At 57.8% G+C, this 21,190-nt stretch carries 20 protein-coding genes; 9 read left to right on the top strand and 11 right to left on the bottom strand.

Annotated elements, in window-relative coordinates; genetic code table 11:
• Window positions 1-301: 301 nt before the first annotated feature.
• From AC27HQ_RS10025 to AC27HQ_RS10015, 3 genes are all read right to left on the bottom strand, one after another.
• Window positions 302-1,084: a poly(ethylene terephthalate) hydrolase family protein gene (locus tag AC27HQ_RS10025; RefSeq protein ID WP_487156010.1), complete on the bottom strand. Its 783-nt coding sequence runs from the start codon at window positions 1,082-1,084 to the stop codon at window positions 302-304.
• A 247-nt stretch (window positions 1,085-1,331) separates the two neighbouring features.
• A complete protein-coding gene (locus tag AC27HQ_RS10020) occupies window positions 1,332-2,198 on the bottom strand; it encodes a poly(ethylene terephthalate) hydrolase family protein (protein WP_487156065.1) in 867 nt (288 codons plus the stop codon).
• A gap of 168 nt (window positions 2,199-2,366) precedes the next feature.
• Window positions 2,367-3,296, bottom strand: a complete 930-nt coding sequence (locus tag AC27HQ_RS10015) for a LysR family transcriptional regulator (protein ID WP_487156009.1) — start codon at window positions 3,294-3,296, stop codon at window positions 2,367-2,369.
• Window positions 3,297-3,410: 114 nt separating this feature from the next.
• Between AC27HQ_RS10015 and metE the strand changes: the two genes are divergently transcribed.
• Together metE and rlmM are read left to right on the top strand one after the other, a co-directional pair.
• The gene (gene metE / locus AC27HQ_RS10010) at window positions 3,411-5,741 is read left to right on the top strand and encodes a 5-methyltetrahydropteroyltriglutamate--homocysteine S-methyltransferase (protein WP_487156008.1); all 2,331 of its coding nucleotides are present in this window, start codon (window positions 3,411-3,413) and stop codon (window positions 5,739-5,741) included.
• A 29-nt stretch (window positions 5,742-5,770) separates the two neighbouring features.
• Window positions 5,771-6,865, top strand: a complete 1,095-nt coding sequence (rlmM, locus tag AC27HQ_RS10005) for a 23S rRNA (cytidine(2498)-2'-O)-methyltransferase RlmM (RefSeq protein ID WP_487156007.1) — start codon at window positions 5,771-5,773, stop codon at window positions 6,863-6,865.
• On the opposite strand, the gene AC27HQ_RS10000 is transcribed toward rlmM, so the two are convergent.
• A complete protein-coding gene (locus AC27HQ_RS10000) occupies window positions 6,862-7,146 on the bottom strand; it encodes an antibiotic biosynthesis monooxygenase family protein (RefSeq protein ID WP_487156006.1) in 285 nt (94 codons plus the stop codon). The two genes, rlmM and AC27HQ_RS10000, sit on opposite strands and share 4 nt — an antisense overlap.
• A 130-nt stretch (window positions 7,147-7,276) precedes the next feature.
• On the opposite strand from AC27HQ_RS10000, the gene tusA reads away from it, so the two are divergent.
• Window positions 7,277-7,516: a sulfurtransferase TusA gene (tusA, locus tag AC27HQ_RS09995; RefSeq protein WP_487156005.1), complete on the top strand. Its 240-nt coding sequence runs from the start codon at window positions 7,277-7,279 to the stop codon at window positions 7,514-7,516.
• A 6-nt stretch (window positions 7,517-7,522) separates the two neighbouring features.
• Here tusA and AC27HQ_RS09990 read toward each other — a convergent pair whose 3' ends face one another.
• Together AC27HQ_RS09990 and AC27HQ_RS09985 are read right to left on the bottom strand one after the other, a co-directional pair.
• Window positions 7,523-8,596, bottom strand: a complete 1,074-nt coding sequence (locus AC27HQ_RS09990) for a DUF3080 family protein (protein ID WP_487156004.1) — start codon at window positions 8,594-8,596, stop codon at window positions 7,523-7,525.
• A 64-nt stretch (window positions 8,597-8,660) separates the two neighbouring features.
• Window positions 8,661-10,067 (bottom strand): MATE family efflux transporter, encoded by a 1,407-nt coding sequence (locus AC27HQ_RS09985; protein ID WP_487156003.1) that lies wholly within the window; start codon window positions 10,065-10,067, stop codon window positions 8,661-8,663.
• A 66-nt stretch (window positions 10,068-10,133) separates the two neighbouring features.
• Between AC27HQ_RS09985 and AC27HQ_RS09980 the strand changes: the two genes are divergently transcribed.
• The 3 genes from AC27HQ_RS09980 to pdxB all read left to right on the top strand — a co-directional run bounded on the left by AC27HQ_RS09980 (window position 10,134) and on the right by pdxB (window position 13,509).
• Window positions 10,134-10,676 carry an elongation factor P hydroxylase gene (locus tag AC27HQ_RS09980; protein WP_487156002.1) on the top strand — a complete coding sequence of 181 codons (543 nt, stop codon included), beginning with the start codon at window positions 10,134-10,136 and terminating at the stop codon, window positions 10,674-10,676.
• Between the two features lie 95 nt (window positions 10,677-10,771).
• The gene (locus tag AC27HQ_RS09975; protein ID WP_487156001.1) at window positions 10,772-12,211 is read left to right on the top strand and encodes a GGDEF domain-containing protein; all 1,440 of its coding nucleotides are present in this window, start codon (window positions 10,772-10,774) and stop codon (window positions 12,209-12,211) included.
• 140 nt (window positions 12,212-12,351) lie between these two features.
• A complete protein-coding gene (gene pdxB / locus AC27HQ_RS09970; RefSeq protein WP_487156000.1) occupies window positions 12,352-13,509 on the top strand; it encodes a 4-phosphoerythronate dehydrogenase PdxB in 1,158 nt (385 codons plus the stop codon).
• Here pdxB and AC27HQ_RS09965 read toward each other — a convergent pair.
• Entirely contained in the window at window positions 13,497-13,691 is a 195-nt protein-coding gene (locus AC27HQ_RS09965; RefSeq protein WP_487155999.1) for a PA1571 family protein, read from the bottom strand. The two genes, pdxB and AC27HQ_RS09965, sit on opposite strands and share 13 nt — an antisense overlap.
• Window positions 13,692-13,813: 122 nt before the next feature.
• Here AC27HQ_RS09965 and AC27HQ_RS09960 point away from each other — a divergent pair, with 122 nt between their 5' ends.
• On the top strand, window positions 13,814-14,935 hold the full coding sequence (locus AC27HQ_RS09960) for an ATP-NAD kinase family protein (protein WP_487156064.1): 1,122 nt from the start codon (window positions 13,814-13,816) through the stop codon (window positions 14,933-14,935).
• 169 nt (window positions 14,936-15,104) lie between these two features.
• On the opposite strand, the gene htpX is transcribed toward AC27HQ_RS09960, so the two are convergent.
• The 3 genes from htpX to AC27HQ_RS09945 all read right to left on the bottom strand — a co-directional run bounded on the left by htpX (window position 15,105) and on the right by AC27HQ_RS09945 (window position 17,803).
• Complete coding sequence (gene htpX, locus AC27HQ_RS09955) at window positions 15,105-15,998, bottom strand: protease HtpX (RefSeq protein WP_487155998.1); 894 nt, start codon at window positions 15,996-15,998, stop codon at window positions 15,105-15,107.
• A 144-nt stretch (window positions 15,999-16,142) separates the two neighbouring features.
• Entirely contained in the window at window positions 16,143-16,571 is a 429-nt protein-coding gene (locus AC27HQ_RS09950) for a hypothetical protein (protein ID WP_487155997.1), read from the bottom strand.
• Window positions 16,572-16,591: 20 nt separating this feature from the next.
• Entirely contained in the window at window positions 16,592-17,803 is a 1,212-nt protein-coding gene (locus AC27HQ_RS09945) for a pyridoxal phosphate-dependent aminotransferase (protein ID WP_487155996.1), read from the bottom strand.
• A gap of 98 nt (window positions 17,804-17,901) precedes the next feature.
• On the opposite strand from AC27HQ_RS09945, the gene msrB reads away from it, so the two are divergent.
• Both msrB and AC27HQ_RS09935 read left to right on the top strand, forming a co-directional pair.
• Window positions 17,902-18,294 (top strand): peptide-methionine (R)-S-oxide reductase MsrB, encoded by a 393-nt coding sequence (gene msrB, locus AC27HQ_RS09940; protein ID WP_487155995.1) that lies wholly within the window; start codon window positions 17,902-17,904, stop codon window positions 18,292-18,294.
• A 35-nt stretch (window positions 18,295-18,329) separates the two neighbouring features.
• Window positions 18,330-18,815 carry a glutathione peroxidase gene (locus AC27HQ_RS09935; RefSeq protein WP_487155994.1) on the top strand — a complete coding sequence of 162 codons (486 nt, stop codon included), beginning with the start codon at window positions 18,330-18,332 and terminating at the stop codon, window positions 18,813-18,815.
• A 9-nt stretch (window positions 18,816-18,824) separates the two neighbouring features.
• Here AC27HQ_RS09935 and AC27HQ_RS09930 read toward each other — a convergent pair whose 3' ends face one another.
• Window positions 18,825-21,170: a hybrid sensor histidine kinase/response regulator gene (locus AC27HQ_RS09930; protein ID WP_487155993.1), complete on the bottom strand. Its 2,346-nt coding sequence runs from the start codon at window positions 21,168-21,170 to the stop codon at window positions 18,825-18,827.
• Window positions 21,171-21,190 lie beyond the last annotated feature (20 nt).

Raw genomic sequence — 21,190 nt, 5'->3', positions numbered from 1 at the left:
TCCATTCGCACTCTTAAGCTTGTTCCAGAGCTTTTTCTGCCAGTACTGGATGCGTGCAACGGTGTGCATGACAAAGCCGTTGGGTTTCTGTCAGCTACTGTCTGATGCCCGTTGCCGCGAGTATAAAGGGGACGGAAATGCGTTTACCTTGTATCTGATACGGATGAGGCGAGTGTTTTTTTGTTGGGATGGTGCTGTTATCGCGTATCGCCACTGGGTTTTGTTGGCAACCTGTGACTGTCTCCAGACCGGCTGCCAACGGATAGCCTTTTCTGGAGGTCAGCTCGGCGTATGCTTAAGCTCAGTTGATGCCCCGGCTTTGTATTTCCCATTCGGGGTCAGTACATAAGGTGCAGTCACTGCCAGCGAAGATGCCCTCGGCATGCTGGTCATCCATCAGGCGATATCGAAACCAGGCTGTAGAAGGGCCGCGATAGTCGCCACCATTGCCAATCGGTTCGAGGTGACCGGCATCGAGCAGGTTGCCCCAAAAAACCGCTACGTTGGCGTCAACGTAAGTCGGGCGTCCGTTCAGGATTGGACTGGCCAGTCGGTCGGAGGAGCCGGTCATCAGGAACATTGGCCCATTCTGTTGGCTATGTGATGAGCGTAGGTGCCTCAGTCCACGAATATAAGGCTGCATGGGTACGGTGGTGATAATGCGGCTGTCACGCCCAGCCATGATGGCGCCGCCGCCCCCTTGCGAATGACCCGACGCGCCGACCCGCTCAAGGTCCAGCTTGTTTGTGTAGGTGCCGGAGTCGCTGTTGTTCTGTTGTTCCAGATAATTCAGGCAATCAATCATTTCCTCGCCATTTCCGGCCATGATGGTGCGCGCTGCGGCAACCACAAAGCCATGGCTGGCCCAGTGGTCCAACAATCTCCTGTAAATGAAGGTAGAGGCGCCAGTGCCATTGCCCCAGAGGATGATGGGGTGCCGAATGTTGCTGGTACCAAGATTGCGTGGTCGATAAATTCGACAGTTCGGGCCTTCATTGGCGCTGGTGGTTACAAATGGACCTTTGGCTGCGAAATCGGATGCGGGAGGAAAGGCTGAATCCGCACCTGGGGCGGGCGACGACATGGCGGACGTGTCGGCCAGAAGGGATGTGGATACTACCAAGGCAGCAATCCAGGCTGTCAGTGCGAGGCGGATTGGAATCAATGTATTCTCGTCTCTAGATGGTAAGGCTTTCTTTATTGAGTGTTTATTGCTCACTTAATTCAAGATGATCGGGCTGTTTATGTATCTTGACTCTCGCCCAGTCCAAAACGGCCAACCCTTTATAGGTTGGCCGCTCCGAGAGATCAGGCTTGTTTGACGCTAAACCTCAGTTGATGCCTTTGCGCTGTACAACCCAGTTGCGGTCAGTGCACAGGCGGCAACTGCTACCGTAGAAGGTTGCTTGTGCATTGTTATCACCCATCAGGTGATAACGGAACCAGGCCGTTGCGGGTCCACGGTACTCGCCGCCATTGCTGGCAGGTTCAAAGTGACTCACGCTGCGACGCTCACCCCAGAAAACCGGTACGTTGGCGTTGCGGAAAACCGGCGCTGCATTCGAGCTGGGAACAGCGATGGTGTCGCCGCCGCCGGTCATCAGGAACATGGGGCCGCTTTGCTGGCTCTGTGAACTGGAACGGTGGCCCAGACCAATGGTGTAAGGCTGGATCGGTCCTGTGACAGTAACGCGATTGTCACGGCCGGCCATGATGGAACCGCCGCCACCCTGTGAGTGACCGGATGTGGCTACACGGTTGACGTTCAACTTGCCGGCATAAGTGCCACTGGCCCGACCATTCTGCTGCACCAGATAATCCAGGCAGTCGATCATTTCAGTACCGTCACCGGCATTTGAAGTACGTGCGGCAGCCACGACAAAGCCATGGCTGGCCCAGTGGGTCAGCAACCCGCTATAACCACTGGGTGAGCTGCCGGTACCGTTGCCCCAGAGAATGATTGGGTGACGGCGGCCTGATTCGCCCAGCGTGCGGGGTCGAAAAATGGTGCAGTTGGGGCCTTCGTTAGCGCTGGTTGTGGAGAAGGAGCCTGAGCGCGCGAAATCTGAAACGGACGGAAAGGCCGTTCCTGTTCCTGGATTCGGGGTAGGCGTCGGCGTGGGCGTAGGGTTGGAAGCCAGGGCATTGGCAGACAGCAGCAGTCCAAGGGCCAGACCAGTCAGTTTGAATACAGACATGTTCATTAAAAGCACCTATTCAGGTTTTATTGTTGTACTTGTTTGGATGCGGAACACACTGGACTGCTGAACCGATTACAGTGCCCGCGCAGGTGAATGTATGCCTGTGCAGGTGAATATGATCTCGCCTGATTGGGTGATCCTGTTGATACGCCAAGGCTGTCCGTATCAGGGTTTCTCGGGCGAGCGCGCACTGACACCGGACAGGGTGGCAAAAGAGGTGTCCTTGGCCGTCAGCAGAAAATCCTGCAGGTAGGACATCTCCAGCATGTCATCCCGTACTGCGGCATACAGGGTGCCGAACAGGCCGTCGGCCCCCAGCGGCCTTGCGCTGACATAACCGCGTTGCAGATACTCGGCCATGGCCCAGTTGGGCAGGCAGCAGACGCCGCGGCCAGAGGCGACCAGTTGCATCATCATGACGGTCAGTTCGGCGTTGCGCACGGCGGCGGGTGATACGCCTGCGGGATCAAGAAAATGCTTGAAGATATCCAGTCGCTCACGGTCCACGGGGTAGCTGATCAAGGTTTCTTCTGCCAGATCGGCAGGTTCAATATGGCTGCGGTTGACCAGCGGATGCTGGTTACTGATCGCCAACAGGGCTTCATAGGTAAACAGCGGTATATAGCTGATGCCGTTGATTTCCTGTGGATCGGAGGTGACCACCAGGTCGAGTTCGCCACGGGCCAGGGCTGGCAGCGGGGCAAAAAAGAAGCCAGAGGCAAAGTCCACTTCGACCTCGGGCCAGGCGTTACGGAACTGGTCGATGGTTGGCATCAGCCATTGGAAGCAGCTGTGGCATTCAATCGCCATATGCAGGCGCCCGGCCTGGCCACCTGACAGGCGCTGCAGATCCCGTTCGGCCTGACGCACCTGGGGTAGCAGGCTGTCGGCCAGGCGCAGTAGCCGTAGTCCTGCACTGGTAAAGCGTACCGGTTTGCTTTTGCGCACGAACAGCGGCAAGCCGAGCTTTTCTTCCAGATCCTTGAGTTGATGGGATAGCGCCGACTGTGTCAGATGCAATCGATCAGCCGCTTCGACCAGACTTTCCGCTTCGCGCAGGGTGGCCAGGGTGCGCAGGTGGCGTAGCTCGAGCATGGCGGACTCCAACAGCATGAATGAAATCGAAGTTTAGCATTAAAAAGATGAGTTTGATTCAGCTCTTGCTGGAGCCGACCATAGCGCCAGGATAAAACAACTCTGGAGAAGGTTATGGCTTTGGCACACTCGCTGGGATTCCCCCGCATCGGTCGCGACCGCGAATTGAAAAAGGCCCTGGAAGCCTTCTGGGCTGGCAAGGTCGATCAGCAGGCATTGTTACAAACCGGGAGAGAACTCCGCGCAGAGCACTGGCAAGTGCAGGCCGATGCCGGTCTGCAGCTGGTACCTGTGGGCGATTTTGCCTGGTACGACCAGGTGCTGACCCATAGCCTGATGCTCGGCGCCGTGCCGCCCCGCTTTGCCACGGACCAGGCACCAACGCTGGATACGCTATTCCATATGGCCCGCGGCGTCAGTCAAGGCGGTAAGCAGACCTTCGCCTGCGAGATGACCAAGTGGTTTGATAGCAACTATCACTATCTGGTCCCCGAGTTCAGCCAGGATCAATCCTTCAGCCTGCAATGGACACAACTCTTTGAGGAGGTGGCCGAGGCGCAGGCGCTGGGTCATGCGGTCAAGCCGGTGGTATTGGGACCGCTGAGTTATTTGTGGCTGGGCAAGGTCAAGGGCTTGGCCTTTGACAAACTGGAGTTGCTGGACAAGTTGCTGCCAGTCTATGTGCAGATCTTCAATCGGTTGGCAGAGCAGGGTGTGCAGTGGGTACAGATTGATGAGCCAGCGTTGGTGTTGGATTTGCCAGCGGACTGGAAGGCAGCCTTTGAGCGTGCTTACAACGTGCTGCAGCGTGCGCCGCTGAAAAAGCTGCTGGCCACCTATTTCGGCGGTCTTGCAGATAACCTCGGGCTGGCTTGCATGCTGCCGGTGGAGGGCCTGCATGTGGACCTGGTGCGTGCGCCCGAGCAGTTGCCGCTGATTCTCGACCGCTTGCCAAGCTATAAAGTGTTGTCGCTCGGCGTGGTGAACGGCCGCAATATCTGGCGCTGTGATTTGACTGCGACGCTGGCACAGCTGCAACAGGCCCAGGAGCGATGGGCTGAGCGGCTTTGGGTCGCGCCCAGCTGTTCGCTGTTGCACAGCCCGGTCGATCTGCGGCGTGAAGATCAACTGGATGAGGAGTTGCTGGGTTGGTTGGCCTTCGCCACCCAGAAAGTCGGCGAGGTCAGTCTTCTGGCCCAGGCGCTGAATGCACCGGAGAGCCCGACAGTGCGTGCAGCATTGGACGCCTCTGATGTGCTACAGCAGGCACGTCGAGAGTCGGCGCGCATCCATGACCCGGCTGTGGCCCGACGCCTGGCGGCGGTGCAAGCAGGCGACTACCAACGCCAATCAGCCTACCCACAGCGTGAGTGGCTACAGCAGCAGAAGCTCAGGTTGCCGGCCTGGCCGACGACAACCATTGGCTCCTTTCCGCAGACTGCAGAGATTCGTGCCAGCCGGCAGGCGTTCAAGCAGGGTCGGATTGACGAGGCCTGCTATGTGGCTGCCATGCACGCGGAGATCGAACTGGTCGTTCGTGAGCAGGAAGCCTTGGGTCTGGATGTACTGGTGCATGGTGAAGCCGAACGTAATGACATGGTCGAGTACTTTGGTGAGCAACTCAAAGGCTATGCCTTTTCCCGTTATGGCTGGGTGCAGAGTTATGGCTCACGCTGCGTCAAACCGCCGATCATTATTGGCGATATCAGTCGTCCACAGCCGATGACCCTGGACTGGACGCGCTATGCTCAGAGTCTGACCGGCAAGCCGATGAAGGGCATGCTGACCGGGCCGGTGACCATGCTCATGTGGTCCTTTCCGCGCGAGGATATCAGCCGTGAGTTGAGTGCGTTGCAACTGGCGCTGGCGATTCGTGACGAGGTGGTGGACCTGGAGGCGGGCGGTATTGGCATTATCCAGATTGACGAGCCGGCTTTTCGTGAAGGTCTGCCGCTGCGCGCCGCCGCGCAACCGGCGTATCTGGACTGGGCGGCGCGTGCCTTTCGTTTGAGCGCCAGTGGTGTACAGGACAGCACGCAGATTCATACCCATATGTGCTACAGCGAGTTCAATCACATTCTGGATGCGATTGCCGCCATGGATGCCGATGTGATCACCATCGAGACGTCGCGCTCGGATATGGAGCTGCTTGAGGCGTTCTCGACGTTCGCCTACCCGAATGCCATTGGGCCGGGCGTGTATGACATCCATTCACCCCGTGTGCCGCAGGTAGCGGAGATCCTGCGGTTGCTGCGCAAGGCGGCCAGGGTGGTGCCCGCAGAGCGCCTGTGGGTCAATCCCGATTGTGGCTTGAAGACCCGTGGCTGGCCGGAAACCCGTGCGGCACTGACAGCTATGGTCCAGGCAACACGGCAGCTGCGCCGTGAGACAAGCGTCACCTCGTCGTATTCTGCTTCTACCGCGAGGGCGCAGCCTGTAGAGTAGCGGCCGGTAAATCAGGCTGGAGCCAGACCATGCAGGAATTGTTGTTGCACTGCCGTCCCGGATTTGAGGGCGAGGCCGCTGCTGAGATGCAGGAACTGTCCGCCATGCAGGACATCGCTGGCTATGCCGTGACCCGAGAGGGTTCGGCACTGGTGCGCTTTGTCTGTCCGGAAGAGGGCGATGCAGCCCGATTGATGCGCAAGCTGGATTTCCAGCAGCTGATCTTTGTGCGGCAGTGGGCCTTGGGCAGTTGGCTGGATGTGCCGGTCGAGGATCGCATATCGCCGATCATTACCGCCTGCTCCAAGGGGCCGATTGCCTCCAGTTTCTGGCTGGAAACCGCCGACACCAACGACGGCAAGGCCATGGCGGCGCTGACCAAGAAGCTCAGCCGACCATTGGAATCGGCCCTGCTTAAAACGCGTTTCGTGCGCCCGAGCAAGGCGGATGCACCGCGTCTGCACTTGTGCTTCGAGAGCGGCGAACGGATCTTTGTTGGTTGGTCCTGGGCCAACAACGCCGCGCCCTGGCCCATGGGGATTCCGCGTCTCAAGGTGCCGCGTGATGCGCCCAGCCGTTCAACCCTGAAGCTGGAAGAGGCCTGGCATCATTTCATTCCGCGTGATGAGTGGGACAGCCGCCTGGCGCCAGGTATGCATGCTGTGGATCTGGGCGCCGCCCCGGGTGGCTGGACCTGGCAAATGGTCAACAGGCACATGAAAGTGGTGGCTGTAGACAACGGTCCGATGGCACAAAGCCTCATGGACAGTGGGCAAGTAGAGCACGTACAGGCCGACGGCTATGTCTACAAGCCCGCGCGTTCGATGCACTGGATGGTCTGCGATATCGTCGACAAGCCGGCACGCTCCAGTGCCTTGTTGGCGCGCTGGGTGGGCCGTGGCTGGTGTCGTGAAGCCATAGTCAACTTCAAGCTGCCGATGAAGCGCCGCTACTATGAGGTGCTGCAGTGCGTGGAGCATGTGCAGGAGGCTCTGGATGAGGCGGGTATCACGGCAACCATCGCCTGCAAACAGCTATACAGTGACCGTGAGGAAGTAACCTGCCATGTGCGGGTTTTGCACGATGGCAGTTACAAGGTCAATGAGCGCTCAACGCGTGACTAGAGGGGTTCGAGCAGGGTAATCCGCTCTTCTTCCTGCAGCATGGGAGCAAACGCGCTGATGCTGTCAATGCGCGCCTGGGAGTTCTCCCAGCGTTCCCAGGAATGGCGGTTTTGCCAGGTAACCACCACCACACGGTGGTTGGGGCGCTCCAGATCCCGGAACGACTCACCGGAAATAAAGCCGGGTGATTGGATGGCTTGTTGCAGCACCTCGCGGGCGACCTGTTCGTAGGGTTGTTCCAGACCTTCGGCAATGACGCGTTCGATCAGTACTTTGATCATCGGGCAGTCCTTAATACAAGAATAATGGTGGGTGTCTTTGTGACACCTCCCTATTAGTGTCGGCTTTGCCAGCGTCACTGGCAAGGGGGTAAGCTATTGCCGATTATGGTTTTTTTCAAATGAGTGGATCATGTCTGACAGCAGCCAAGCAAAGCAACTGGATACCCGCGGGTTGATGTGCCCTGAGCCTGTGATGTTACTGCATAACGCAGTACGTGATCTGGCCGTGGGTGAGAACCTTGAGGTATTGGCGACTGATCCTGCCACTCAACGGGACATTCCACGCTTCTGCACCTTTCTCGGTCATCAGTTGCTCAGCGCCTCGGAAGAGGCCGGTGAATACCGTTATCTGATCTGCAAGAAAACCTGACCTCCTTCAGTTGCTGTCCTGATTACCCGGCGACTGCCAGCCAGGTTGCCCCGGCTGCATCTGACAAGCGCCTAGGACCTGCTGCCAGGCCAGACTGTGTTGCTGCACACTGTCCTGATAGGTTTGCCAAAGCGCAAGTAATTCACTGAAGTACTCGGCATTGGCCGGTGTTATGCCGGGCACGTCGGCGAGTGCAGTCAGAGTGGCATGCCAGGGTTGGCCAAGGCGTTGTACCTGAGCCATTTGCGGCTGAATGTCGCCGGCGTAAAAGGTCGCAAAGACAGTCAGCAGAATGCGTGATGTCGCCGTTGGTTGACCCAGTGGGCAGAGTTGTTGCGCCTGACGGCTCTCGAGCATGATCACGGCTTGCTGCAAAGCGTGGGTCAGGCGCGTGAGACTGTGGATCAGTTGGCTGCTGCGCTGGCTTTGTTGCAGGGCCTGGAAATAGTCTTCGAGTGATGCCCGATCTGGCGGTAACTGTGCTGGCAGACCATTGCCAACCTCTATCAGTTGCTGAAGTGCAGTGAGGGCATTTCGGTCCTCCAGCGGCTGTCGGCTCAGGGGCAGGGGCTGGTCGTCAAAACGCAGGTAATACTCGAATTCAGGGCTGGCATTCAACGCATTCCAGAACACGGCCGGCAAGGCGGCGCGCTTTTCTTCAGCAATCGCACTCAGGTCGCTGCGCAGCTGTGCGCGGTCCTCATCCTCGGCCAGTACCTTCAGACAATCATCAATGGCCTGAATCAAGGCGCCGTCAAAAGCCAGTCGGTGCTGCCAGGGCATGACCTTGCCCAGGCTGCTGTTTCGCTCGCTGACCCGTTGCTGCAGGGTCTGACAGCGCCTGGATTCGACCAGGAGTTCAAGCAGGCCAATACGCTGCTCAGGTATCTCAAGCAGGCGCAGGCGTCGCTCTGGCAGGCGATACTGACTCAGACGCTCGACATCGAAGGACTGAACGGGGTGGTTCAGCACACGGCCAACCCGTTCAAGGTAATTGTCAATTTGCCGGTTGGCTTCTGGTGTGCGCTCGCAGGCGCTCAGCAACCAGGCCAACAGGCAGAGTAAAAGCCGTGCCCTCATTCGCTATCTCCCCTGCAATGCCGAGAGTATGGCATGGCCGCTGGTAACTGACCGGGGCAGGGCGTTACCGGAGTTGTCCGCTAGTGCGAAGACTTTCCTGACGGCGGCGCTGTTTGCTGACCCAGGCCAGGCGCAGGGATAGAAATAACGCTGCCGCGCTCAGACCGATGATCAGCCCCTGCCAGAAACCGGCTGGCCCCTGGGCTGGCCCGAACAGGTCAGTCAGGCCCAGTACATAGCCGCTGGGCAAGCCGATCAGCCAGTAGGCTACCAGGGTCAGCAGCATGGGCAGGCGCGTATCCTGATATCCGCGCAACGCCCCGGCGCAGGCGACCTGAATGGCGTCCGAGACCTGATACAGGGCGGCATAGACAAATAACTGGGCCGCCAGCTGAATAATCGCCTGATCATCGGTATACAGATAGGGAATCCAGTCGGCCAGCCCCCACATCAGGGCGGCGGCCAGCAGGGCAAAGACCAGCGCCACGGCCATGCCCATCTTGGCAGCGAACAGTCCGGCACGGGCGCCGTTCAGGCCGAGGCTGTGGCCTACCCGCACGGTGATGGCCAGGCCGAGACTGAAGGGCACCATAAAGGTCAGCGAGGAAAAGTTCAGGGCCACCTGGTGGCTGGCCACCACCACGGCGCCCAGACCGCCAATCAGCAGGGCGATCACGCAGAACATGCTGGTTTCGGCAAACAGCGCGATGCCGATCGGCAGGCCCAGTCCCAGCAGGTGACGCTGATCGCTCCAGCGTGGCCAGTCAAAACGCTCAAACAGGCCGGTGACAGTGAAGCGCTTGGCCCCTCTGAGGTAGACCAGCATGCAACCAAGCATGAACCACATGACCAGTGCGGTCGCGACACCGCAACCGACGGCGCCCATGGCCGGAAAGCCGAGCTTGCCGTAGACCAGCACATAGTTGGCCGGCACGTTCAGGATCAGACCGAGAAAGCCGATCAACATGGTCGGTTTGGTTTGTGACAGGCCATCGCTGAGGCCGCGCAAGGCCTGATACAGCGCCACCGCAGGAAAGCCCAGGGCAACCGCCTGCAAGTAGCCGACCGTGGTCGGGATCAGCTGCGGCTCGACGGCCATCCAGTGCAGTATGGGTTCCACGGAAAACAGAAAGGCGGCGCACAGGCAGCCGATAAACAGACCGAGCCAGGCGCCCTGGCGCACCAGTGAGCCGCTCTGCTGATCACGGCCGGTACCGCTGTTGGCGGCGACCTTGGAGGTGATGATCATCAGCACGCCAGTCAGAAACAGGAAGGCCGGCACCCAGAAGGCATTGCCCAGAGCCACGGCGCCCAGGTCTACAGCGCTGACCCGGCCGGCCATGGCAGCGTCGACAAAACCGAGCAGGGTATGCGCCATCTGTGCGGCAATGATCGGCAGGGCTAGCCAGATCAGCGCACGTAATTCTGTTACACTGCGGCGTCGATAGGTGCCGGACTCTGGGCTGCTCATAAGGGGGATCAGTCTGGGTGAAAAGCGCCCCATCCTAACAACTTGCCCGATATTGTCCAGCCATCCATGAAACATCAAAGTCAGGACCTGATCCGTCTGTTTGAAACCTGCTTCGCATGCGATTACAACACTATTCTGGTGGGTGGTGGTGACGAGCCTGAGTATCTTCCTGCGGACGTCACATCGGCACAGCACAGAATCATTTTTACCCGTGACTACTTTCGTAGTGCTTTGCATGAAATAGCGCATTGGTGCGTGGCTGGTGAGCAGCGCCGGATGCTGCCGGACTTTGGTTACTGGTATGCGCCTGATGGGCGAAATGCCGAGCAACAGCACCAATTCGAGCGGGTTGAAGTCAAGCCCCAGGCATTGGAATGGCTATTCTGTGCGGCTGCCAGACATCCCTTCAGTGTAAGCCTGGACAACCTTAACGGTGAGTCAACCGATTCAGGGCCTTTTCAGCGCAGCGTACATACGCAGCTGCTGAGCTATCTGGACCAGGCGATGCCTGAGCGACCAGGACGCTTTATTGATGTACTGATCGATACCTATCGTCCGGGCTTGCCTCTAAGCCGTGCAGAGTTTGACATCGATCTATCTCAGGCCTGAGTACGCGCCAGCATATTAGCTGTCGCTGAATCCAACACCTGTCTAGAATGAGTGCAATGTCGAATATGCCCCTTTTTTACTGATCTGGAGATGTAATGGACTATCGCTCCTATGAGTGGAGAATCATTGTTTGCCTGATTCTGCTGCTGATGTTCATCCAGCTCGGGGGCTATTTTGTTGTGTTACAGTCAAATCGCACGATTGCGACTGCGACGCTTGATGGCGAACTGGAAACCGGCGCTCAGGTTATCGATCGTTTGCTGACCCTGCGCCATGAACGGATAAAGCAAGCCTCTCAGGTGCTCGCCCGAGACTTTGGTCTGCGTCAGACTCTGGCTAACGGTGACCTGGCTACGGTTCGCTCCATGCTCGAGAATCACGGGCAGCGCATGGACGCATCGCTCGTCATGCTCACTGATCCTGACCACCAACTGATCACTGCGGTCATGCCAAAGGGCGGTGCTGTCCCTGAGGACGTGGACGTTAACGTGCTGATAACTGCCAGTCTGGGAGCGCATATCGTTGCTCTTGGTGGCGATCCGACGCAGGTCTATCAACTTATCAGTACACCGATTATGTCGCCTGATCTTAGCGCTCGCTTGGTCCTCGGTTTTGCCCTGGATGAGGCTTTCTTGCGTGATCTGGGGCAGCTCAATGATTTGGATATCAGTCTGTTGGTGCGCTCGGCAAAGGGTCAGTGGGAAGGGCGTTCCAGTACCCTGCCCAGTGCGGTAGTCGAGCAGGTGACTGCCAACCTGGAGCAGCACCAGCGAGGTAAATGGCGGTTGGACGCGCCTGGGCAGCGTTATCAAATGCGCAGTATCCCATTGCATGCCAACGGTGAAATTGAATTGCTTATGGTATTGGGCTTGTCATTGGAGCGTGCACTTGTGCCCTACCAGAAAATGGAGCGGGTGATACTTGCCATGCTGGCTCTCGGCCTGATTCTTTCGGCGCTGGCAGTGTACTTCGTAACCCGGAATATGATCGCCCCGCTCAATCGCATGGCCCACTTGGACAGTCTGACAGGGCTGGCAAATCGCAGGTTGCTTAGTCTCGCCCTGCAGCGCACCGAAGCAGAACGCATTCGCGCGGGTACGCCTTACGCGGTGTTCATGCTTGATCTGAACAAATTCAAGGCATTGAACGATACTCACGGGCATGCCACAGGTGATCTGATTCTCAAGGAAATTGCCCAGCGCCTGCGTAATTCGCTGCGCAGCACGGACACGGTTGCGCGTCAGGGTGGTGATGAGTTTGTGGTACTGCTGCCGGGTGCCTCTGAAGAAACTGTCGAGCGGATGGCAGATAAAGTGGTCAGCGCGATAGTTCAGCCCATTGATATAGAAGGTGATACCTATAACATTGGGGTTAGCCTGGGCGTTGCCGTTGCCAGTGCGTCCAGTACGCTGGCACCTGAGCAGCAGCTCCATCTTGCCGACAAGGCGCTCTATCGTGCCAAATCAAGCGGGGTGGGATACTTTCTCGCGAGCAAACTGACAGCCGAGTCCAAGGGATCAGAATCTATTGATTGAGCCTTGGCAGAAAAGATCAAAGATGGATTGCGGGCAACATGCCCTTGGCATTTACCTGCCCGAATGCCTTTCTGAGTCTGTTGCGTTCTGTTTTTGATCAGGGCGTAGCAAAGGATAAAGATAACCACGAGCGCTGATACATGCAGATCGTTGCTGACGAAAACATTCCATTACTCGATGCGTTTTTCGGTTCGTTCGCTCAGATCATACGTCTGCCTGGAAGGGGGATAAAAACGTCTGACCTTGTGAACGCCGATGTATTGCTGGTTCGCTCGGTGACCAAGGTAACGGCCGAGATGCTGTCGGGTACCCCGGTGCGCTTTGTTGGTACTTGTACCATTGGTACCGATCACCTTGATATGAATGGCCTCACCGCGGCCGGTGTGACGGTTGCCAGTGCGCCGGGCTGCAATGCTCGTGGTGTCGTTGAGTATGTTCTTAGCTGCCTGCTGACACTGTCTGAACGTACAGGTCAATCTTGGCGGGAGCGGACAGTCGGTATCATTGGGGTCGGTGAGGTAGGCCGCAGGCTGAGCGATACCTTGGATGCACTGGGGGTTCGGACGCTGCTGTGTGATCCACCGCGTGCCGAACAAGGTACAGCTGGGCTGGTGGATTTACAGACCCTGCTTGAACATGCCGATGTGATCAGTTGTCATGTGCCCCTGTCGGATCGTGGTGCGCATGCAACGCGCCACCTGCTGGATCGCCAACGCCTGACGGGACTGTCGCAGGGCGCCTGGCTGATTAACAGTAGTCGCGGTCCTGTGGTTGATAATGCCGCCTTGCTCGACGTGTTGAATGCCCGCCCTGATGTGCAGGTGGCACTGGATGTCTGGGAGTATGAGCCGGATGTTGATGTGCGGTTGGCGGCGCGTTGTGCACTGGCCACACCGCACATTGCCGGTTACAGTCTGGATGGCAAATTGCGCGGAACGGCGCTTATCTATCAGGCACTCTGTGCCCACCTGGCACGACCGGCCGAACTGCAATTGTCGGACTTGGCCAGCTCGGCGGGTTTGACCCGGCTGGCATTCGATCCCGCGACCGAGCCTGACTGGTTGCTGAGTCGCGCCCTGCGCTGGGTATACGATGTCCGGGATGACGATGCGCGGCTGCGGGAGATGTTGCAGCGTCGTCTGGACGCCGCTGACCGGCGTAGTGGCTTTGATCAACTGCGTCGTGACTATCCCCTGCGGCGAGAAATGAAGTCTCTCAGGGTGAATACTGCCGGCCTCACTGAAGAGGCCCAGAGGCTATTACGTGCAGCTGGCTGTGAACTGGATCAGCAGGCCTGACGGCTTAGCGGTTGCAGATTGAGGTTGCCGCGTTCCAGTGCTTCGCAGGCATCCTGAATCATTTGTTCGGTAATGGCGATTTCACGTCCTTGCTCATCGATCAACCAGCCGCCAGTCAGTTGCGCGGGGTGCAGCACGATACCAGCCTGGCTATCAAGCCTTTGCTCTGTGTGTACGCTCATGGTGTTCTCCATTTTGGGCATCCGGGTTGCGTGATCCGGTGCTGTGCTGCCCCGGATAAATGCAGGATATGGCACTGAAATGACCGTTGTATGACAGCTTTTTCCGAGGTTAATGAACAATGTTGCAGCAATTCAGGCTGGGCCTGCTGATCAATCCGTTGGCCGGGTTGGGTGGCCAGGCCGCACTCAAAGGCTCTGATGGTGTCGCCGCACAGGCCCTGGCCATGGGAGTGGTACCGCAGGCACAGCGGCGGGTCAGGCAGGCCCTTGAGGTGCTGCTGCCGTTGCGTGAACGTCTGAAAATACTCACGGCGCCCGGTTGCATGGGCGCGGATCTACTGGCTGAGATGGGCTTTGAATTTCAGGTGATAGGTCACTTGAGCCATGCTGAGACCAACGCCTTGGACACCGAGCGGTTGGCTGTTGAATTGCAGGAGGCGGGTATCGATCTGTTGTTATTTGCCGGTGGTGATGGCACTGCGCGCAATATCTGCAACAGCGCGCGGGCCGGTCAACTGGTTTTGGGTGTCCCTGCCGGTGTGAAAATCCACTCCGGGGTTTACGCGGTCAACCCCCGTGCTGCCGGTGAGCTGGTCAGTCTGTTGGTACAGGGCGATCTGGTTCGGCGTGGTGAAGCCGAGGTGCGGGATATTGATGAGCAAGCGTTTCGCGCTGGCAAGGTCCGTACTCAACACTATGGCGAGCTGTCTGTGCCGGAGGAGGGGCGCTTTGTACAGCAGGTCAAACAGGGCGGTCTGGAGCAGGAAAGTCTGGTGCTGGATGACATTACCGCCTGGTTGACAGAGGACCCGGAGGTGAGCTGGATACTGGGCCCCGGGTCAACCACCCAGGGGCTGTTGCAAGCCATGGGGCTGGAAGGCACGCTGCTGGGTGTTGATGTGCTGCAGGGCGGCCGCCTGACGGCGGTGGATGTCAACGAGCAGCAACTCTCGCAGTTGGTCAGTGAAGGTGGCGATTGGCGCATTCTGGTCACTGCCATCGGCGCCCAGGGTCATATTCTCGGACGTGGCAATCAACAGATTTCCCCTCGCATAGTGCGCGCCGTGGGACTCGACAATCTCCTGGTGGTGGCAACCAAGACCAAGCTCAAAACCTTGGCGGGCCGACCTTTTCTGCTCGATAGCGGCGACAGCGAACTGGATCAGCAATTGACCGGATTGCGGCGGGTGTTGAGCGGCTATAGGGAGGAGATGCTGTACCCGGCCAACTGGCAGGCCAGCTAGCCGGGTAGCCGGGTAGCTGCAAGCTGCAAGCTACAAGCCGTAAGCTACAAGCTACAAGCTACAACCAAACCAAACCAAACCAAACCAAAAAAGCCTGCAGAGTGTTTAATTCTGCAGGCTTTTGCTTTGTTTTTACTTGCAACTTAAGGCTTGCCGCTTGCCGCTGGTTTTACCGGAAATTCCCCGCCCGCAAGGCTTCAATCCGCTGATCCAGCGGTGGGTGACTGAGCAGCAGGCCGGCCAGGCCGTTTTTCAGGCCGCCGTTGATGCCGAAAGCGGTCATTTCGCTGGGCATTTCAACGGGAATACCCTGTTCAGCCTGCAGGCGCTGGAGCGCTGCAATCATGTTGCCGCTGCCGGCCAGTTGCGCACCGGCGGCGTCGGCACGGTACTCGCGCTGGCGCGAGAACCACATGACGATAATGCTGGCGAGAATACCCAGAATCAGTTCGGCAAAGATGGTTGCAATGATGTAGCCAAAGCCCGGGCGACCGCTGTCATTCTTGAACACCACCTTGTCGACAATGTTGCCGATGATACGGGCGAAGAACATGACGAAGGTATTCACTACGCCCTGAATCAGGGTCAGGGTGACCATGTCGCCGTTGGCAACGTGGCCAATCTCATGGGCCATCACGGCCTTGACTTCATTCGGGCTGAAGCGCTGCAGCATGCCATCGGATACGGCTACCAGGGAGGCATTCTTGTTCCAGCCGGTGGCAAAGGCGTTAGCCGCCCGCGATGGGAAGATGGCCACTTCAGGCATACCGATATTGGCCTGTCGCGCCAACTGTGCGACGGTATCAACCAACCATTGCTCCTGACGGTTGGCGGGTGTTTCAATCACCCTTGCACCGGTACTGCGTTTGGCCATCCATTTGGACATCAACAGGGAAATGAATGCACCGGCGAAGCCGATGATCGCGCAAAAGACCAGCAGCGCCTGCAAATTCATTCCACCCTGACCGTCATGAATGCGGCCCAGGCCCAAGAGGTTCAGCGTCAGACTGGCGATCAATACCACGGCCAGGTTGGTCGCCAAAAACAAAACAATGCGCATCATGGTGTGAAGCACTCCAGAGAAGTTTAAAGCAGATAAATGACTGTCTTCCCACAATCAATAAACCTGCACCGTCGTGAGCTTATATTGGGTGATTTCACCGGCTTTTCAATTGCCAGTCTATTTCAAATCGTGTGTTTTGAGTGCCTATTGACGCGGGCTGAAGCAGCGCTGCACCACCGCAGCCAATTGGCTTGAGGATTCGCTGGCGCGGGCGTTGCGCAGTTGCTGGGCGAGGGTGGCTCGCTGACGGGCAATGCTCGCCGGTAGCTGATCATCCTGCCATTCGCTAACTGGTGTGGAGAGTAGCACGAACGCGCGCTCAGTGAGACAACACTGGTCTATGGCTTCCTGGCGTATGACGTCGCTGTATCGCAGAAAACCCTCATCAGCGAGCCAGAGCATGGCACTGAAGCAGGCCTGGTGACGGGGGACGGGAACACCAAAGGCGTCTGGTTCGTGCTCACCTATCAGGTCGCTGACAAACAGCGTGGTGGGACGCGGAAAGCTGTTGTACAACCCCAACAGGATGCCGGAGACATCCTGATAGAAGTCGTCAATGTGCAGATCCGCCATGCGCTGTCCTGGCCCCGTTATTACTGACGGTAAGTCTTGAGGAAGTTGGCAATCCGGCCAATGGCCATTTCCAGATCATCCTTGCGCGGCAGCGAGACGATGCGGAAGTGATCCGGCCAGGGCCAGTTGAAGGCCGTACCCTGTACCACAAGAATCTTTTCCTGCAACAGCAGGTCGAGCACCATCTTCTCGTCGTTGTGGATCGGGTACATCTTCGGATCCAGTTTCGGGAACAGATAGAGCGCGCCCTTGGGCTTGGTGCAACTGACGCCGGGGATTTCATTCAGCAGCTCCCAGGCGGTGTCGCGCTGTTCCAGCAGGCGGCCACCCGGCAGAATCAGATCATTGATGCTCTGATAGCCACCCAGCGCGGTCTGGATTGCATGCTGGGCGGGTACGTTGGCGCACAGGCGCATGGACGCAAGGATGTCGATGCCTTCGATATAACTTTGCGCGCGCTGCTTGGGCCCGCTGATGATCATCCAGCCGGAACGGAAGCCAGCAACCCGATAGGATTTGGACAGGCCATTGAAGGTCAGGCACAGCACGTCGGGTGCGATCGCGGCGAGTGATTCGTGCTCTACGCCGTCATATAGAATCTTGTCGTAGATCTCGTCGGCAAACAGGATCAGATTATGCTCACGGGCGATCTGCGCCAGTTGTTCCAGCATGTCACGCGAGTAGACCGCGCCGGTCGGGTTGTTCGGATTGATCACCACCATGGCCCGGGTGTTCGGGGTGATCTTGCTGCGGATATCGTCAATGTCCGGATACCAGTCGGCCTGCTCGTCACACAGATAGTGCACCGGCTTGCCGCCGGACAGGCTCACGGCGGCGGTCCAGAGCGGATAGTCTGGTGCCGGGATAAGTACTTCGTCGCCATTGTTCAGCAGGCCCTGCATGGACATCACGATCAACTCGGAAACACCGTTACCAAGATAGATGTCTTCTATGCTGACATTGGGTATACCCTTGGTCTGGGTATAGTGCATGACCGCCTTGCGGGCAGAAAATAACCCTTTGGAATCACTGTAACCCTGGGCAGTGGACAAATTCAGCATCACATCCTGAAGAATTTCTTCGGGCGCCTCAAAGCCAAAAGGGGCAGGATTGCCGATATTCAGTTTGAGAATACGGTGGCCTTCTTCTTCGAGGCGTTTGGCATGGCGCAGAACAGGTCCGCGGATGTCATAACAGACATTGGCCAATTTGTTCGACTTGCTAACCTGCATGGTGCGATCCCGGGCTGTGCGAATAGGGTTAAAACACGCATCATACGTCCTGAAAGCCCGACTGGGAAAGTCTGTATGACGCTACGCTGGAGCAAAACATGAAGAAAGTGATCAAGTCAGAAGACGCTTGGCGCGACCAACTGGATGACGCGCAATTTCAGGTCTGTCGTTTGAAAGGCACCGAACGGCCGTTCACTGGTGAGTATTACACCAATACTCAACCTGGGCGCTATCACTGTGTATGTTGTGACACGCCTTTGTTCGATACCGATACACAGTTCGATGCCGGCTGCGGCTGGCCCAGCTATTACGCGCCGATCAATCAGGAGGTGGTGGCCACGGCCGAGGATTTCAGTCATGGCATGCATCGAACTGAAGTACTCTGTGCGGTCTGTGATGCGCATCTGGGACATGTCTTTCCCGATGGGCCGCCGCCCACCGGGCTGCGCTATTGCATCAATTCCGTCTGCCTGCGTCTGCAGCCCCGCTGACGCCCGGATTAGCCCATCTTTTTTGGAGAAGCAGCATGAGCGAGTCAATTCTGAGTATCCCCTGTACCACCCTGGATGGCCGTGATAGCAGTTTGGGTGATCTGGGCGGTAAGGCTTATCTGGTGGTTAATACGGCCAGCAAGTGTGGTTTTACCCCGCAGTACAAAGGGCTTGAACTGTTGTCGCAACGCTATGCCGACAAGGGCCTGCGCGTGGCGGGTTTTCCCTGCAACCAGTTTGGCGCTCAGGAGCCTGGTGATGCCGATGACATTGCCAGCTTCTGCGAAATCAATTACGGCGTCAGTTTTCCCTTGTTCAGCAAGGTCGATGTCAATGGTGCCGAGGCGCACCCGTTGTTTGTCAGACTCAAGGCCGAAGCGCCGGGTCTCTTGGGTAGCAAGGGTATCAAGTGGAACTTTACCAAGTTCCTGATCGATGGCCAGGGCCGGGTGGTCAAGCGCTACGCGCCGTCCACGTCGCCAGCTGATCTGACCGCTGATATCGAGGCGTTGTTGGGCTGAGCAGGGCTGTCAGGACGTGCGTTTCAACCATTTCTCCAGCAGTACCTGCAGATCCTCACGCTTGAAGGGTTTGGCCAGATAGTCGTTCATGCCCGCCTGTTCGCAGCGCTGCCGGTCCTCCTGCAGCGCGTTGGCGGTAAGCGCGATAACCGGGATCTGTTGCCAGCGCGGGTCGGCGCGCATGCGTCGGGTGGTTTCGTATCCATCCAATACCGGCATATTGCAGTCCATTAGCACCAGGTCGTACTCCTCCTCCTCGAGCCGTGTCAGCGCGACTTCGCCCTGCTCGGCGATGTCTACCTCATAGCCCAGCCGGCTTAGCATGCCCTTGGCGACCATTTGGTTCACGCTGTTGTCCTCTACCAGTAGTATCCGCTGGCCAGTTGGTTCGGGGCTGGCGTTGGGCCGTTCCGGCTCACCACCGGCCTCCTGGAGGCAGTCATGCATGGCTTTGGACAGCCTGGCTCGTGCGGGTGGACTAGCGACTTGTCGACGAATGCCAAAGTCATGTGCCTCGCCCTGGTCAAGCAGTTGCGAATAGGGGCAGACCAACAAGCGAGGTGTCTCCCGATGCAACTGGCTGATACGGCTGGCCAAGGTTGTCGAGTCCAAAAGCCATAGGTCGCTTTGCTTGTCAGGCAGCTCGGGCAGGTGATTCTCGGCATACTCGAGCAGCTGACTCGGTACTTTCCAGTGCCTTAGCATCTCGTGAAGAATATGACCCTGCCTCGAGCCCTGGCGATTCCAGATAAGTACACGACACAGCGGCGGCGGCTCAACTGTAGGTGCCTGCTGGTAGATGTTGATCGGCAGTGTGACGCTGAAGGTGCTGCCTTTGCCTGGGGTTGAGCTGACGGCCAGTTGGCCCTGCATGGCATCAGTCAGGCTTTTACACAGGGCCAGGCCCAGCCCGGTACCGCCAAAGCGGCGGGAAATCTGGGCGTCTGCCTGGGTAAAGGGCGAGAAAATACTCTCAAGTGACTCCTCGGCAATGCCAATGCCGGTATCGGTGACACTGATGCAAACCTGTTTGCCGAGTCCTGCAGTCGGCTGAATGTCGACCTGGAGTGCCACTGTGCCTTGCTCGGTGAATTTAAGGGCATTGGATAGCAGGTTACTGACGATTTGCCGAATGCGTGTGGGGTCACCCAACAGCAGGCCGGGCAACAGTGGGTCGATGCGGCAGGTCAGCTCAACATCCTGTTTGCCGGCATTCTGAGACAGCAGGCTGGCGGTATCCTCAAGCAAACTGCCGAGATCAAAGGGAATGTGCTCCAGTTGCAATTTGCCTGCTTCAAACTTGGATAGATCAAGGATGTCATTAAGCAGTTCGACCAGCACCTTGCCGGAATCATAGGCAATGGTCAGCTGTTGATGTTGCTCGCTGTTCAGAGGGCTATCCAGCGTCAGTCCGATCATCCCGAGCAGGCCGTTGATCGGTGTGCGGATTTCATGGCTCATGCTGGCCAGAAAGGCGGAGCGCGCTCTGGCCATGCCGAGGGCCTCCTCGCGCGAAGTTTCCAGATCCTGATTCGAGCGGCGTAACTGGGCGTTGGTTTCCTGTAGTTCGGTGGTGCGTGCTTCGACAATGATTTCCAGCTCTTCCAGATACTGTCTCAGGCGCTCTTCGGCCCGCAGCTTCTGACGCATGGTGACGTCGATACTTTGCAATTGGCGGTTGATCACTTCCACCAGGGCGCCAATTTCGTCGCGTTCATGGTGGTCAGGGCAGGGCAGCCGACTCCTGTCACTGCTGCCGGTGTTCATGTTCAGCAGATCATCAATCAGGCGTACCAAGGGCTTGGTCAGCATGCCGTAGAACAGCACCATAAGTACCAGGGATAGCACCAGACTGAGGACAAAGCCGGAGAGCATGGTCAGGCCGGCGCGGCGCAGGAAGTTGGCACCCTGATGGAAGGTATCGACTTCAATGACCAGGTGACCTAGCAGCTCCTCAGGGGCGTGATGGACGTAGAGGGCCTGGGAGTAGGTGCGGCGCCGGTCAAACAGGGCGTCACTGACGGCGCGATACGGGCTGCTGGCCATGGGGCGGCTGACGCTGGCGAGGGCAATGGCGTTGCTGTCGATGATTTCGGCACGTACCACGGGTGGTGAGTTGAGCAGACCGTTGACCAGTTCCAGTGCCAGTTCGGCATCAATGTTGTAGGCGATACGTGAGGCTGGTCCCAGGCTGACGTTGATCTGCGCCTGCACTTCATTGTCTATCGCGGCGTTTTCCGACCGGTAGTCAACAGTTACCTGCAGCAAACCGAGCAAGGTGCCCAGAATAAAGGCCGCCAGCACCCCGAGCCGGGTCTGTTTGAACGATAGGCGATCAGTGAAACGAATGTTCATGCACGTCCTGCGGCAATGGT

The organism is Halopseudomonas sp. 4NH20-0008, assembly GCF_057548395.1.
The sequence above is the reverse complement of the archived record's forward strand: the minus strand, read 5'-3'. Positions and strand labels throughout refer to the sequence as shown.

What these genes read in the sequence shown, in the direction of transcription:
- rlmM (WP_487156007.1), top strand. Translation starts at nt 5,771, where the DNA reads ATGCAGGAATTGTTGTTGCACTGCCGTCCCGGATTTGAGGGCGAGGCC.
- AC27HQ_RS09935 (WP_487155994.1), top strand. Translation starts at nt 18,330, where the DNA reads ATGAGCGAGTCAATTCTGAGTATCCCCTGTACCACCCTGGATGGCCGT.
- AC27HQ_RS09975 (WP_487156001.1), top strand. Translation starts at nt 10,772, where the DNA reads ATGGACTATCGCTCCTATGAGTGGAGAATCATTGTTTGCCTGATTCTG.
- htpX (WP_487155998.1), bottom strand. Translation starts at nt 15,998, where the DNA reads ATGATGCGCATTGTTTTGTTTTTGGCGACCAACCTGGCCGTGGTATTG.
- msrB (WP_487155995.1), top strand. Translation starts at nt 17,902, where the DNA reads ATGAAGAAAGTGATCAAGTCAGAAGACGCTTGGCGCGACCAACTGGAT.
- AC27HQ_RS10015 (WP_487156009.1), bottom strand. Translation starts at nt 3,296, where the DNA reads ATGCTCGAGCTACGCCACCTGCGCACCCTGGCCACCCTGCGCGAAGCG.
- AC27HQ_RS09965 (WP_487155999.1), bottom strand. Translation starts at nt 13,691, where the DNA reads ATGAGCGTACACACAGAGCAAAGGCTTGATAGCCAGGCTGGTATCGTG.
- AC27HQ_RS10000 (WP_487156006.1), bottom strand. Translation starts at nt 7,146, where the DNA reads ATGATCAAAGTACTGATCGAACGCGTCATTGCCGAAGGTCTGGAACAA.
- tusA (WP_487156005.1), top strand. Translation starts at nt 7,277, where the DNA reads ATGTCTGACAGCAGCCAAGCAAAGCAACTGGATACCCGCGGGTTGATG.
- AC27HQ_RS09945 (WP_487155996.1), bottom strand. Translation starts at nt 17,803, where the DNA reads ATGCAGGTTAGCAAGTCGAACAAATTGGCCAATGTCTGTTATGACATC.
- metE (WP_487156008.1), top strand. Translation starts at nt 3,411, where the DNA reads ATGGCTTTGGCACACTCGCTGGGATTCCCCCGCATCGGTCGCGACCGC.
- pdxB (WP_487156000.1), top strand. Translation starts at nt 12,352, where the DNA reads ATGCAGATCGTTGCTGACGAAAACATTCCATTACTCGATGCGTTTTTC.
- AC27HQ_RS09950 (WP_487155997.1), bottom strand. Translation starts at nt 16,571, where the DNA reads ATGGCGGATCTGCACATTGACGACTTCTATCAGGATGTCTCCGGCATC.
- AC27HQ_RS09980 (WP_487156002.1), top strand. Translation starts at nt 10,134, where the DNA reads ATGAAACATCAAAGTCAGGACCTGATCCGTCTGTTTGAAACCTGCTTC.
- AC27HQ_RS09930 (WP_487155993.1), bottom strand. Translation starts at nt 21,170, where the DNA reads ATGAACATTCGTTTCACTGATCGCCTATCGTTCAAACAGACCCGGCTC.
- AC27HQ_RS10020 (WP_487156065.1), bottom strand. Translation starts at nt 2,198, where the DNA reads ATGTCTGTATTCAAACTGACTGGTCTGGCCCTTGGACTGCTGCTGTCT.
- AC27HQ_RS09985 (WP_487156003.1), bottom strand. Translation starts at nt 10,067, where the DNA reads ATGAGCAGCCCAGAGTCCGGCACCTATCGACGCCGCAGTGTAACAGAA.
- AC27HQ_RS10025 (WP_487156010.1), bottom strand. Translation starts at nt 1,084, where the DNA reads ATGTCGTCGCCCGCCCCAGGTGCGGATTCAGCCTTTCCTCCCGCATCC.
- AC27HQ_RS09990 (WP_487156004.1), bottom strand. Translation starts at nt 8,596, where the DNA reads ATGAGGGCACGGCTTTTACTCTGCCTGTTGGCCTGGTTGCTGAGCGCC.